Here is a 13,921-nt window from a genome sequence, read left to right on the forward strand (position 1 = left end):
TAACCATACCCTGGTCATGGTTTCATTTTTATCATCTAAGCGCAGAATAATACCTCGGGCAACCGCTTTTGCTGGCAGTTGTCACGCAAATTGCAAAAAAAACCCGGTTCAGGTTACCGGGTTAGTTTTTAGATGCCTTTCACAGGCTAGCGCATAATCTTATCGCCGCGGGATACGCCGACAATACCAGAGCGCGCCACTTCGACAATTTTTGCCACTTCACGGATAGTACTCAGGAAAGCATCCAGTTTGTCGCTGGTCCCCGCTAATTGAACGGTATAAAGCGTCGGCGTGACATCAATGATTTGCCCACGGAAGATTTCCGCATTGCGCTTCACTTCTTCACGCCCGTAGCCACTGGCCTGCACTTTCACTAGCATGATTTCACGTTCAACATGAGCGCCCTGCACCAGTTCACTAACGCGCAGAACATCCACCAGCTTGTGAAGTTGTTTTTCAATCTGTTCCAACACTTTTGCATCACCAACGGTTTGTATAGTCATGCGCGAAAGTGTGGGATCGTCAGTCGGTGCAACAGTCAAACTTTCTATGTTGTAGCCGCGCTGAGCAAATAAGCCAATAACCCGGGATAGCGCCCCGGACTCATTTTCGAGTAATACAGACAATATCCGGCGCATAATCAGGTTCTCTCCGTTTTGCTTAACCACATCTCATCCATCCCACCGCCACGGATTTGCATTGGGTAAACATGCTCAGTGCCATCAACGGTGACGTCAACAAAGACCAGACGCTGATTACGCACCGCTTCCAGTGCTTCAGTAAGTTTGCTTTCCAGCTCTTGCGGCTCGCTGATACGGATCCCAACATGCCCGTATGCTTCAGCTATACGCACAAAATCAGGTAAAGATTCCATATAGGACTGGGAATGGCGGCCAGAGTAAATCATATCCTGCCACTGCTTCACCATGCCGAGATAGCGGTTATTGAGATTAAGCACCAGCACAGGCAAACCGTATTGCAGCGCGGTAGAAAGCTCCTGGATATTCATCTGAATACTGCCATCGCCTGTCACACAAACCACGGTTTCTTCCGGCAATGCCATTTTTACCCCTAATGCCGCAGGAAGGCCGAACCCCATCGTGCCGAGGCCACCCGAGTTAATCCAACGGCGAGGCTTATCAAAGGTGTAATAGAGTGCGGCGAACATCTGGTGCTGCCCAACGTCAGACGTGACATAAGCCTCGCCGTTTGTCAGGCGATAGATCGTTTCAATGACCGCCTGTGGCTTAATTTTGTCGCTGGTTCTGTCAAACTCGAGGCACTGGCGCGCACGCCACTGATCAATCTGCTGCCACCAGTCACGAATTTCATCACAGCCCTGCTGCGGCTCTTCTTGCGCCAGCAGCTCCAGCATTTGCTGTAGAACCTGCCGGGCATCGCCCACAATCGGAATGTCGGCACCTACTGTTTTGGAAATAGACGTCGGATCAATGTCGATGTGCAGCACGGTGGCATTCGGGCAGTACTTCGCCAGATTGTTAGTCGTACGATCATCGAAACGCACACCCACGCCGAAAATTACATCGGAGTTGTGCATCACCATGTTGGCTTCGTAGGTTCCATGCATCCCTAACATGCCAAGCGCCTGGCGATGTGTGCCGGGGAATGCCCCCAGGCCCATTAAAGAGGAGACAACGGGAATATTGAGTTTCTGAGCAAGCTCGAGCAATTCATCATGGCAGGAAGAGGTAATGGCCCCGCCGCCCACGTACATAACTGGTTTTTTAGCCGCCAACAGCGTTTGCAATGCACGCTTAATTTGCCCTTTATGCCCCTGAGTTGTGGGGTTGTAAGAACGCATGCTGACAGTTTCAGGGTAACTGTAAGGTAGTTTGTTTGCCGGACTCATGATGTCTTTCGGCAAATCGACCACTACCGGGCCGGGGCGACCGCTCGCCGCAAGCCAGAAGGCTTTTTTGATAATGCCGGGAATATCTTCAGCTTGTTTGACTAAGAAACTGTGTTTCACGATCGGGCGCGAAATCCCCACCATGTCGCATTCCTGGAATGCATCATAACCAATCAGCGAAGTCGCGACCTGGCCTGACAGCACGACCATCGGAATTGAGTCCATATACGCGGTGGCAATGCCGGTGATTGCATTTGTGGCTCCAGGGCCAGATGTGACCAGCACAACACCAACTTCCCCCGTCGCACGCGCCAGGCCATCAGCCATATGCACGGCTGCTTGTTCATGGCGTACCAGCACATGATCAATGCCGCCAATAGTATGAAGCGCATCGTAAATATCGAGTACAGCGCCTCCGGGATAGCCGAATACATACTTAACGCCCTGATCAATTAATGACCGGACGACCATCTCGGCTCCTGACAACATCTCCATGGTTTGCCTCCAGGCTTACGTGTTTGACCGACTGCAAAAGTCATTTCTGCGAGTCGTTGAGGCAGGTTGTTGCGCCCTGCATTTAATTTTAATAATCCGACTAACATAACCGTTGAAAATCAGGCAATCAATTGCCAATCTTCAGGCGCAGTAACAGAGTTTGCCTGTGAATACTGCAAAACACTTTCCTGGCGGAGTTAAGCTCTGAGCATAAGCAAAAATTATGATTGAAAATGTTCTGAATGATAGCTTTGTAGGTTAAATCTAATTAACGCAGGATTTATTGAACAGGCAGGGCGGGAAACTCGAAAACAACAACAGCGTAAAAAACTGAAAAAGACAAAAAATAAAGAATAACCGGATAGCTTTCACTACCCGGCGTGAATTGATTTACAGACTGAATCTATTTACTGCATACCGTTGTAAGCAGCTTCTCCATCCACTGATGCCCTTTATCGCGTCCGGCAGCTTCATGCCAGGATAAATAGCAAGTTGAAACGTTATCTTTCAGGGGCAACGGGAATATTTGCAAATGCAATGAATCTGCAAACTCTTCCGCCAGCCAGCGCGGCGCGATAGCAACCAACTGAGTCTGTGAAACCACATTTAACACGCTGGTCATCGCCATTCCTTGATACGAAATGCAGGCTTGCTTCTCTGCGGTGAGATACCAGGGAGCACTAAAGGATGCAAAACGCTCAAGTGACACCACCGCATGCTTTTCGTTATAAATATCTTCTTCTGTAAGCGGTTTAATTAAGCGTGGATGTTTCTTACTGGCGACCAGTACCATTTCATCTTCAAACAAGGGTACACAAGTAAATTCTGGACGACGGAATTCTGTATAGCTAATAACAAACTCCGTTTCCTGATAGCGTAATTGATGCTCGATATCTTTATTTAATGCCGACTTGAAGAGTAATTGAATACCTGGCGCAAAGCGCTTCATATTATTAAAGATGACGGATGTCAGCAAATTGTCTAACGGACTGCTGACGCAGATGTTAAATATTCGTTCACTGCTGCCGGGTTCAAAACCCGCACCAGGGAGTTCGTTCTGGACTAATTGCAATGCCTGGCGTACCGAACCAAACAACTGGAAAGCACGCGCTGTAGGCTGAATGCCACGGCCGTAGCGTACAAACAGTTCATCATTGAACATTATTTTCAAACGAGCGACCGCATTACTCACCGCTGGCTGGGACATTCCCAACGATTGAGCAGCGCGGGTAATATTCTGTACCTGCATAACGGCATCAAATACAGTGAGTAAATTTAAATCCACAGAACGTAGTTGAGGTTTAAACCCATCATGAACTGCCGGTTGTTGTACATAATTATCAGACATGACTGACTCCACTAAGTTGTCGATTCCGTTTTTGCAGATAAGCGCTGCAAGTGATCTTTATTATTACTCGTTATTCAAGCACGTTGAATAATGGAATAAAAAACGTAATTTATATTGTTTAAATATAAATTTATGGAACTCATTTGCTCTGACGTACCGACACGCCACTAGCGTCTATCAGGCCAGCGAAAATGTAAGGTATTATATGATTTATTCGTTATCAGTTGATTCCAGAAGCATGCTAATCAAATCACAAAATGACTTCACACACAATGATTGGCCGAGTGAATAATATATTAAGTATTGATAACATCATCGTTTCAGAAACAAACGTTCTACCTATAATCAAACAATAAGAAAAGATGATAAATTCCTAAAATAGAACCAAAATGATGATTAACCCCCTCAAATCATAACCATGGTGAATACAACGCTTATTAAATATATTATTTTTAATTGTTTCTGAGGGTTTCAATTTTACCCGGTCCAGTAAGAAGTCTTTTTTCATACTTCTTATATATATTATGAAACATGACTTTCTTAGCACAGATAGCTAAGACCCCTTCTAAGCTTTCGCCTCCAAAATGTACGCATAAAGCAATCGAGTGTTGACACAGCAAAGCAGATCAAGTACCAATAAATGCATAACGAAATTCATTTGGGGCTTGAAACATGATTCGCAGCAACCGCCTACTAGGTCTACTACTAAACGCAACTTCATTGCGCGGTAGGCTGGTGGGCGAAATCAAGCGTTGATTCAAGCCATCAGACAGAAAAAACCCGCGCCACTGCGCGGGTTTTTTTATGCTCGTAGCAAGGGCCCCTAAGACGAGAAAGGACCACAACATGAGCCAACAAGTCATTATTTTCGATACTACTTTGCGTGATGGTGAGCAGGCATTACAGGCAAGTCTGAGTGTAAAAGAGAAGCTGCAAATCGCGATGGCGCTGGAACGTATGGGTGTTGACGTGATGGAAGTCGGCTTCCCGGTATCTTCTCCAGGCGATTTCGAATCCGTACAAACCATCGCTCGCAATATCAAAAATAGCCGTGTGTGTGGTCTCGCTCGTTGTGTTGATAAAGATATTGATGTTGCTGCAGAAGCATTGAAAATTGCCGAAGCCTTCCGTATTCATGTGTTCCTGGCCACTTCGACCATGCACATCGAAACCAAATTACGCAGCACTTTCGATGATGTCCTGGCTCGTGCAGTCAATTCCGTCAAACGTGCTCGCAACTATACCGACGACGTAGAATTCTCGTGTGAGGATGCAGGCCGCACACCAATCGACAACCTGTGCCGTATCGTAGAAGCCGCCATCGGCGCTGGTGCGACAACGATTAACATCCCTGACACTGTGGGCTACACCACCCCGGTACAGTTCGGCGGCATTATTCAGACGCTGTACAACCGCGTACCAAACATTGATAAAGCCATTATCTCTGTCCATTGCCACGACGATTTGGGCATGGCAACCGGCAACTCCATTGCCGCGATTCAGGCGGGTGCTCGTCAGGTTGAAGGCACACTGAACGGTATCGGCGAACGTGCCGGTAACACTGCGCTGGAAGAAGTCATCATGGCCATTAAAGTGCGCAGCCAAATGTTGGGCGTGCATACCAATATCAATCACCATGAAATCTACCGCACCAGCCAGATCGTCAGCCAGTTGTGCAACATGCCAATCCCTGCCAACAAAGCGATTGTCGGCTCGAACGCCTTCGCACACTCCTCCGGTATTCATCAGGACGGCGTGCTGAAAAACCGCGAAAACTACGAAATCATGACGCCGGAAACTATCGGTCTGAATCAGGTGCAGTTGAACCTGACCTCCCGCTCTGGTCGCGCGGCTGTGAAACACCGCATGGAAGAGATGGGTTATAAAGAAGACGATTACAACCTGGACTCTTTGTACGACGCCTTCCTTAAACTGGCCGACAAAAAAGGCCAGGTCTTCGATTACGACCTGGAAGCGCTGGCGTTCATCGGTAAACAACAGGAAGAACCTGAACATTTCCGCATGGAATACTTCAACGTGCAGTCTGGCTCAAGCGTGATTTCTACCGCTTCTGTCCAATTGCAGTGTGGCGAAGAAACACAATCTGAAGCAGCAACGGGCAACGGCCCGGTCGATGCGGTTTACCAGGCGATTAACCGCATCACAAATTACGATGTTGAATTAGTGAAATACCAGTTGTCTGCGAAAGGTCAGGGTAAAGATGCATTGGGTCAGGTAGATATCGTTGTGACCCATAAAGGCCGCCGTTTCCACGGTGTCGGTCTGGCGACAGATATTGTTGAATCTTCTGCGAAAGCGATGATAAACGTGCTGAATAACATCTGGCGTGCGGGCATCGTCGAAAAAGAATTGCAACGCAAAGCTCATAATAAAGAAAATAATCAGGAAACCGTGTGACATGTCAAAAACTCATCATATAGCAGTATTGCCGGGTGACGGCATTGGCCCAGAAGTTATGGCTCAGGCGCTGAAAGTGCTGGATGCAGTTCGTACGCGCTTCGATATGCGCATTACTACCAGTCAATATGACGTGGGTGGCATTGCTATCGACCGTCACGGCAATCCCTTGCCGCCGGTTACTGTTGAAGGCTGCGAGCAGGCAGACGCGATTCTGTTCGGCTCCGTCGGTGGCCCGAAGTGGGAGCATCTGCCTCCGGCTCAACAACCTGAGCGTGGGGCATTATTGCCGCTGCGTAAACACTTTAAATTGTTCAGTAACCTGCGCCCTGCTCGCCTGTATCAAGGGCTGGAAGAGTTTTGCCCGCTGCGTGCTGATATTGCCGCGAAAGGTTTCGACATTCTGTGTGTGCGTGAATTAACCGGTGGTATTTACTTCGGCCAACCGAAAGGCCGTGAAGGTTCCGGCATGCATGAGAAAGCCTTTGATACCGAAGTGTATTACCGCTTTGAGATCGAGCGCATTGCGCGCATCGGTTTTGAGTCTGCCCGCAAACGTCGCAGCAAAGTCACCTCGATTGATAAAGCTAACGTGCTGCAATCGTCGGTAATGTGGCGTGAAATCGTCGGCGAAATCGCTAAAGAATACCCGGACGTTGAGCTGTCACACATGTACATCGACAACGCCACCATGCAGCTGATTAAAGACCCGTCCCAGTTTGACGTTCTGCTGTGCTCCAACCTGTTTGGCGACATTCTGTCTGACGAATGCGCGATGATCACCGGTTCCATGGGCATGCTGCCTTCCGCAAGTCTGAACGAGCAAGGTTTCGGCCTGTACGAACCTGCGGGCGGTTCCGCGCCGGACATCGCAGGTAAAAACATTGCTAACCCAATTGCGCAGATCCTGTCTTTGGCTTTGTTACTGCGCTACAGCCTGGATGCTGAAGAGGCCGCTCAGGCCATCGAAAACGCTATCAACCTCGCGCTGGAAGAAGGTTTCCGTACCGGCGATTTGGCTCGCGATGGCAATGCAATCAGCACCGACGAAATGGGCGATACCATTGCTCGCTTCGTGGCAGAGGGGAAATAATCATGGCGAAAACGTTATATCAGAAGTTGTACGATGCCCACGTTGTTTACGAAGCTGTGGATGAAACGCCGCTGCTGTACATCGACCGTCATCTGGTTCATGAAGTGACATCTCCACAGGCGTTTGATGGCCTGCGTGCGCACAAACGCCCGGTGCGCCAGCCTGGCAAAACGTTTGCCACCATGGACCACAACGTTTCAACGCAGACTAAAGACATCAACGCTTCCGGCGAAATGGCCCGCATTCAGATGCAGGAATTGATGAAAAACTGCAAAGAATTTGGCGTTGAACTGTATGACCTGAACCACCCATTCCAGGGTATCGTCCACGTAATGGGCCCTGAGCAAGGCATTACATTGCCTGGCATGACCATTGTTTGCGGCGATTCCCACACCGCGACCCACGGCGCATTTGGCGCGCTGGCGTTCGGGATCGGGACTTCTGAAGTTGAACACGTACTGGCAACGCAAACCCTGAAACAGGGCCGCGCGAAAACCATGAAGATTGAAGTGACCGGCACCGCCGCACCAGGCATCACAGCCAAAGATATTGTGCTGGCGATTATCGGCAAAACCGGCAGCGCTGGCGGCACCGGGCATGTAGTGGAATTCTGCGGGAGCGCAATTCAGGCGCTGTCGATGGAAGGACGCATGACATTGTGCAACATGGCAATCGAAATGGGTGCCAAAGCAGGCATCGTGGCGCCAGATGAAATCACCTTCAACTACGTGAAAGGCCGTCTGCATGCCCCGAAAGCAGCCGACTGGGACGACGCAGTGGCGTACTGGAAAACCTTCAGCACTGACGAAGGCGCGAAATTCGACACCATCGTCACGTTGGACGCGGCAGAAATCGCCCCGCAAGTCACCTGGGGAACCAACCCAGGCCAGGTTATTTCCGTAACTGAAAATATCCCGAATCCAGAATCGTTCGCCGACCCGGTAGAACGCGCCTCTGCCGAGAAAGCGCTGGCGTACATGGGCCTGAAACCAGGCGTTCCATTAACTGAAGTCGCGATCGATAAAGTGTTTATCGGTTCATGCACCAACTCACGCATCGAAGATTTGCGTGCTGCGGCAGAAATCGCCAAAGGCCGTAAAGTCGCCCCAGGCGTGCAGGCGTTAGTGGTTCCTGGTTCTGGCCCGGTAAAAGCACAGGCAGAAGCAGAAGGCCTGGATAAGATTTTCATCGAAGCCGGTTTTGAATGGCGTTTGCCTGGCTGCTCGATGTGCCTGGCAATGAACAACGACCGCCTGGAACCGGGCGAGCGTTGTGCCTCCACCAGCAACCGTAACTTCGAAGGTCGTCAGGGCCGTGGCGGTCGCACGCACCTGGTTAGCCCGGCAATGGCAGCAGCAGCCGCTGTTTCTGGTCATTTTGCTGACATCCGCACGTTGAAATAAGGGAAAACACCATGGCAGAGAAATTTGTACAACACACCGGCCTGGTCGTTCCGCTGGATGCCGCAAACGTTGATACTGACGCAATCATTCCTAAGCAGTTTTTGCAGAAAGTGACGCGCACGGGTTTTGGCGCTCATCTGTTTAATGACTGGCGTTTTCTGGATGATGCTGGCCAACAGCCAAACCCGGAATTCGTGCTGAACTTCCCGGAGTTTAAAGGCGCTTCAATTTTACTGGCGCGTGAAAACTTCGGCTGCGGTTCTTCACGTGAACACGCACCGTGGGCATTAACTGATTACGGTTTTAAAGTGGTTATCGCGCCAAGTTTTGCGGATATCTTCTACGGCAACTCATTCAATAACCAGCTACTGCCGGTGACATTGAGCGAAGCAGAAGTGGATGAGCTGTTTAAGCTGGTTGCGGCAAATCCGGGGATTAAGTTTGTGGTCGACCTGGAAGCGCAAACCGTGATTGCCGGTGAGAAAAGCTATTCGTTTAACATCGATACTTTCCGTCGCCACTGTATGTTAGAGGGGCTGGATAGCATCGGCCTGACGCTACAACACGAAGGTTCAATTTCTGCTTACGAGAAGAAACAACCGGCGTTTATGCGTTAATAAACTGCAAGTCTTATACCCAAGATAATTCGAGCTGCATCGCGGCGGCAAGTGTTCGAGGCCCAGGGAGCTTACATTAGTAAGTGACCTGGGCGAGAACATGCAGCCAACAAAGAGGCAGCTTGAAGTTTGAAGGGTATTACTTCAGCGTTTCGACCAGCCCTTTACGCTGCCCTTCCAACGTCACCACTTTGCTACAAACATCGCGGCCAAACTGCTCGAAATCTTTTTCCTGGTTCTTCCACTCGTTTTGAATCGAAGTCTGTAAGCCACCGAGGCTACCCAGCACGCCTTGCAGCGGATTGCCGCCACCTTTCAAAACGGCTTTCGCACCCATCTCATTGATGCTGTCTTGCAAGATGCCGCCCATCGCCTGATTCACCAGCTGTTGCCCTTCGGAGCGCACTTGATCAATGGCTTTATAATGGAAGGTCAAACCATCCGGACGAGTCTCGATAATTCGGTTCATCTGCTGCTTGAGTTGCGCGTCGAGTTTCGTCAGGCGACCGCGCATATTGCTGCTTTCACCCACTTCTTTAGCGATGATTTTATCCAGCGCAACACGCCCTTTTTCAACCCGAGCCAACGCGCCGTTGTTGATCCAAGGAAGATCGATGCGCAACGCTTTCTGGTAATCCAGTGCCAACTGGCGCTGCGTTGCGTTTAATGTGTGTGGCTTACCGTTAAATTGCAGGCTGCCATCCGGGGCAATAACCAGATTGCCGTTTTCACCCACAACCTGAACGGACTGCGGATTAATAACCACGTCATCGCGAGGCGTGACGCTGCATTTATAGTCGGCCTGCGCCTGCATCGCGGTTAACAGCAGAACGCCCATCAGAGCCTTACGAATCATAGTTACTCCTGAAAAAAAGGGCCGGTTTTCACCAGCCCATTTGTACTATTTCAATCAATCCCACCAGACATCAAACAGATCGCTTGTGCGAACGTCTTCAGCCTTGTGATCTTCAAGCCATTTGCGCACCAGAGCTTGATGCTCTTCGGTGCATTTGCCGATTTCCTGCAGGCAAATTAAGCCTTCCCAGGAAAGGTGGCCGCCGCCATCAAAAGCCAGACCATTTTTATCGATAACTTCATCAATGAATTCATCAACGATTTTATCGATTTGTTCTTCGGAGGTGCCTTCCGGGAAACGCCATGCAACAGAGAACCCCACTTCCTGGAATTCGTCGATGTGCATTTTTTTACGCAAACGACGGCTACGATTAATTGCCATTACTTTACCCTCTCGAACATTAAGTCCCATACGCCGTGACCAAGACGATGGCCACGTTGTTCAAATTTGGTCACCGGACGCGAATCCGGTCGCGGTACGTAGTCGTTACTCTCAGACTGGTTTTGATAACCATCGATAGAGGACATCACTTCGAGCATGTGTTCTGCATAAGGTTCCCAGTCGGTTGCCATATGGAACACACCACCCAGTTTCAGTTTGCTTTTCACGAACTCAGCAAACGGCACCTGAACGATACGGCGCTTATTATGACGTGCTTTGTGCCACGGATCAGGGAAAAAGAGCTGAACCATGGATAAAGAATTGTCAGGAACCATTTTTTGCAGCACTTCAACCGCGTCGTGACACATCACGCGCAGGTTCTCAACGCCCTCTTCATGAGCGGTTGCAAGGCATGCGCCCACACCCGGCGAGTGCACTTCAATGCCTAAAAAGTTCTGCTGTGGATTAGCCTTCGCCATTGCCACCAGCGACGTCCCCATGCCGAAACCAATTTCCAGCGTGACTGGCGCTTCGCGGCCAAACAGCTCGGTAAAATCGACAGGCGCGTCTTGATATTCAACGCCCATCACCGGCCAATAGTTTTCCAGTGCGAACTCCTGGCCCTTAGTCAGGCGGCCCTGGCGGCGCACAAAACTACGAATCCGGCGCATTGCGCGGCCTTCTTCATTAAATTCCGGTGAGATGACGTCATTTTTCATGGTGTTCAGGCTTTAGTTAGTGTTCGGGAAACGGGCATTATCCAAAGTTAATGGTGAGAAGCAAGCACCAGAAAGTTCCGGTTTACAGCACAGAGTCGTCTGTGCTGGAATCAGCCCCCTAATTCACACATTTATCGGATGGCCTGGCAACAATGACACAAGCGCCGCAATTCTCCCACCAGGTTCTCGACTGGTATCAAAAATACGGCCGCAAAACACTGCCATGGCAACTCGAAAAAACGCCTTACAAAGTATGGCTGTCTGAGGTGATGTTGCAACAAACGCAGGTTGCCACCGTCATTCCTTACTTTGAACGCTTTATGGCGCGCTTCCCGACCGTCACCGATCTTGCCAACGCGCCCCTCGACGAAGTTCTGCATCTTTGGACCGGCCTGGGCTATTACGCCCGCGCGCGTAATCTGCATAAAGCTGCACAAATGGTCGCTAATCAGCACAATGGCGTGTTCCCGGAAACTTTTGAAGAAGTCGCCGCACTGCCAGGTGTGGGGCGTTCGACCGCAGGCGCTATTCTTTCGTTGTCTCTGGGCAAACATTTCCCGATTCTGGATGGCAACGTCAAGCGCGTGCTGGCACGTTGTTATGCCGTGTCCGGTTGGCCGGGTAAAAAAGATGTCGAGAAAAAACTCTGGGACATCAGCGAGCAAGTCACTCCAGCCAAAGGTGTGAGCCAGTTTAACCAGGCGATGATGGATCTTGGCGCAATGGTTTGTACCCGCTCGAAGCCAAAATGCGAGCTTTGTCCGGTGAATAATCTCTGCGTAGCCTACGCCAATAATAGTTGGGCGAACTATCCGGGCAAAAAGCCGAAGGTGACGATTCCCGAGCGCACCGGCTATTTCCTGATGATGCAGCATCAGCAAAGTATTTTGCTTTCTCAGCGTCCGGCCGTTGGCCTGTGGGGGGGGTTGTACTGCTTCCCGCAATTCTCAACCGAAAACGAACTGCGCGACTGGCTGGCGCAACGTCAGATTCCCGCCGATAATCTCACGCAATTAACCGCCTTCCGCCATACATTCAGCCACTTCCACCTGGATATCGTGCCAATGTGGCTGCCGGTGCTTTCGTTTAGCGGGTGCATGGATGAAGGAACCGCTCTCTGGTATAACTTAGCGCAGCCACCGTCCGTAGGACTGGCCGCCCCTGTAGAACGTTTGTTACAGCAATTACACGCCGAGCCGGTGGTACTTAAACCCGCCCGAGCTGTTGAAGAGGAATAAAGATGAGCAGAACTATTTTTTGTACTTACCTGCAACGTGACGCAGAAGGCCAGGATTTCCAGTTGTATCCAGGTGAACTTGGCAAACGTATTTATAACGAAATCTCAAAAGAAGCCTGGGCTTTATGGCAGACAAAACAAACCATGCTGATTAACGAACGCAAAATGAGCATGATGAACCCGGAACATCGCAAAGAACTGGAAGCAGAAATGGTCAACTTCCTGTTTGAAGGCAAAGAAGTTCACATCGAAGGCTACACGCCACCAGAAAAATAAAATACAGGGGCCGCTGGCCCTTATGTACATCAAGCCCAACGCATACACGGAACGATGAAAAAATTTCTCGCGCTAGCTCTGGTTGTCCCGTTGCTCATCTCATGTTCGAGCAAAAAAGAAGATTCCTATAACGAGGCGTTTGTTAAGGACACGAATGGTTTTGATATTTTGATGGGGCAGTTTGCCCATAACATCGAAAATATCTGGGGCATAAAGGAAGTGTTGATTGCGGGTCCAAAAGACTACGTAAAATATACCGACCAATATCTGACCCGTAGCCACATCAACTTTGACAACGGTACGATTACCATCGAAACCATTGCTGGCACCGATCCCGCCGCCCATTTGCGCCAGGCGATCGTCTCCACTTTGCTGATGGGTGACGATCCGGGTTCCATCGATCTTTATTCCGATGTTAACGACGTGCAGATCTCCAAAGAGCCGTTCCTGTATGGCCAGGTGGTGGATAACACCGGGCAGCCGATTCGCTGGGAAGGTCGCGCATCCAAATTTGCTGATTACCTGCTGCAAACGCGCCTGAAAAGCCGCAGCACCGGGCTGAAGATCATCTACAGCGTGACGATCAACCTGGTGCCAAACCACCTGGATAAACGTGCGCATAAATATCTCGGCATGGTGCGTAAAGCGTCGAAGAAATACGGTGTGGATGAATCACTGATTCTGGCGATTATGCAAACGGAATCGAGTTTTAACCCGTATGCCGTCAGCCATGCCGATGCCCTCGGTCTGATGCAGGTTGTGCAGCACAGCGCAGGCGTTGATGTCTTCAAATCTCAGGGGAAATGGGGCAAACCAAGCCGCAGCTTCTTGTTTGATCCAGAAAGCAATATCGACACCGGTACGGCTTACCTGGCGATTCTGCAAGACAGTTACCTGAGCGGAATTGATAACCCAACATCGCGCCGCTACGCCGTTATCACAGCTTACAACGGGGGTGCAGGCAGCGTGCTTCGCGTGTTCAATAACGACAAGAACCGCGCGTATAACATCATCAACAGCATGACCCCGGGTGATGTATATCAGACGCTGACCACTCGCCATCCGTCTGCGGAATCACGCCATTATCTGTACAAAGTGAATACCGCGCAGAAGAGCTATCGCCGCCGCTAACTCCTCTGTTTGATATATCTTCTGCCATCCGTTGTGGTGGCAGGAGATACCGCTCCTCCCTGATTTTCCCCACCAGA

General features: G+C 50.1%; 13 protein-coding genes. 7 read left to right on the forward strand and 6 right to left on the reverse strand.

Annotated elements, in window-relative coordinates:
• Positions 1-146 precede the first annotated feature (146 nt).
• From ilvN to leuO, 3 genes are all read right to left on the reverse strand, one after another.
• Positions 147-638 carry an acetolactate synthase small subunit gene (ilvN, locus tag DY231_RS19380; protein ID WP_115630863.1) on the reverse strand — a complete coding sequence of 164 codons (492 nt, stop codon included), beginning with the start codon at positions 636-638 and terminating at the stop codon, positions 147-149.
• Positions 639-640: 2 nt separating this feature from the next.
• A complete protein-coding gene (gene ilvI, locus DY231_RS19385; RefSeq protein WP_115630865.1) occupies positions 641-2,365 on the reverse strand; it encodes an acetolactate synthase 3 large subunit in 1,725 nt (574 codons plus the stop codon).
• A gap of 403 nt (positions 2,366-2,768) precedes the next feature.
• Positions 2,769-3,713 carry a transcriptional regulator LeuO gene (gene leuO, locus DY231_RS19390; RefSeq protein ID WP_115630867.1) on the reverse strand — a complete coding sequence of 315 codons (945 nt, stop codon included), beginning with the start codon at positions 3,711-3,713 and terminating at the stop codon, positions 2,769-2,771.
• Between the two features lie 846 nt (positions 3,714-4,559).
• Between leuO and leuA the strand changes: the two genes are divergently transcribed.
• Genes leuA through leuD form a run of 4 tightly spaced genes read left to right on the forward strand, consistent with a single transcriptional unit; the run spans position 4,560 to position 9,244 of the window.
• Positions 4,560-6,131 carry a 2-isopropylmalate synthase gene (gene leuA / locus DY231_RS19400; RefSeq protein WP_115630871.1) on the forward strand — a complete coding sequence of 524 codons (1,572 nt, stop codon included), beginning with the start codon at positions 4,560-4,562 and terminating at the stop codon, positions 6,129-6,131.
• 1 nt (position 6,132) lies between these two features.
• Positions 6,133-7,224 (forward strand): 3-isopropylmalate dehydrogenase, encoded by a 1,092-nt coding sequence (gene leuB / locus DY231_RS19405; RefSeq protein ID WP_115630873.1) that lies wholly within the window; start codon positions 6,133-6,135, stop codon positions 7,222-7,224.
• A gap of 2 nt (positions 7,225-7,226) precedes the next feature.
• Positions 7,227-8,627, forward strand: coding sequence for a 3-isopropylmalate dehydratase large subunit (leuC, locus tag DY231_RS19410; protein ID WP_115630875.1), 1,401 nt, complete (start codon positions 7,227-7,229; stop codon positions 8,625-8,627).
• 11 nt (positions 8,628-8,638) lie between these two features.
• Positions 8,639-9,244 (forward strand): 3-isopropylmalate dehydratase small subunit, encoded by a 606-nt coding sequence (gene leuD / locus DY231_RS19415; protein WP_115630877.1) that lies wholly within the window; start codon positions 8,639-8,641, stop codon positions 9,242-9,244.
• Positions 9,245-9,383: 139 nt separating this feature from the next.
• Here the strand turns inward: leuD and DY231_RS19425 are convergent, their stop codons facing one another.
• The 3 genes from DY231_RS19425 to trmB are packed head-to-tail and all read right to left on the reverse strand — an operon-like array spanning position 9,384 to position 11,200.
• Positions 9,384-10,100 carry a YggN family protein gene (locus DY231_RS19425; RefSeq protein WP_115630879.1) on the reverse strand — a complete coding sequence of 239 codons (717 nt, stop codon included), beginning with the start codon at positions 10,098-10,100 and terminating at the stop codon, positions 9,384-9,386.
• A 54-nt stretch (positions 10,101-10,154) separates the two neighbouring features.
• Positions 10,155-10,481: a YggL family protein gene (locus tag DY231_RS19430; protein WP_064516156.1), complete on the reverse strand. Its 327-nt coding sequence runs from the start codon at positions 10,479-10,481 to the stop codon at positions 10,155-10,157.
• Positions 10,481-11,200: a tRNA (guanosine(46)-N7)-methyltransferase TrmB gene (gene trmB, locus DY231_RS19435; RefSeq protein WP_034493331.1), complete on the reverse strand. Its 720-nt coding sequence runs from the start codon at positions 11,198-11,200 to the stop codon at positions 10,481-10,483. The genes DY231_RS19430 and trmB overlap by 1 nt, the downstream gene beginning before the upstream one ends.
• 152 nt (positions 11,201-11,352) lie before the next feature.
• Between trmB and mutY the strand changes: the two genes are divergently transcribed.
• From mutY to mltC, 3 genes are read left to right on the forward strand one after another with little or no spacing between them, the layout of a single operon-like run.
• Positions 11,353-12,438, forward strand: a complete 1,086-nt coding sequence (mutY, locus tag DY231_RS19440; RefSeq protein WP_115630881.1) for an A/G-specific adenine glycosylase — start codon at positions 11,353-11,355, stop codon at positions 12,436-12,438.
• A gap of 2 nt (positions 12,439-12,440) precedes the next feature.
• The gene (locus DY231_RS19445; protein ID WP_034493327.1) at positions 12,441-12,713 is read left to right on the forward strand and encodes an oxidative damage protection protein; all 273 of its coding nucleotides are present in this window, start codon (positions 12,441-12,443) and stop codon (positions 12,711-12,713) included.
• A gap of 54 nt (positions 12,714-12,767) precedes the next feature.
• Positions 12,768-13,844 carry a membrane-bound lytic murein transglycosylase MltC gene (mltC, locus tag DY231_RS19450; protein WP_115630883.1) on the forward strand — a complete coding sequence of 359 codons (1,077 nt, stop codon included), beginning with the start codon at positions 12,768-12,770 and terminating at the stop codon, positions 13,842-13,844.
• Positions 13,845-13,921: the final 77 nt, after the last annotated feature.

The organism is Buttiauxella agrestis, assembly GCF_900446255.1.
Classification (GTDB): domain Bacteria; phylum Pseudomonadota; class Gammaproteobacteria; order Enterobacterales; family Enterobacteriaceae; genus Buttiauxella; species Buttiauxella agrestis.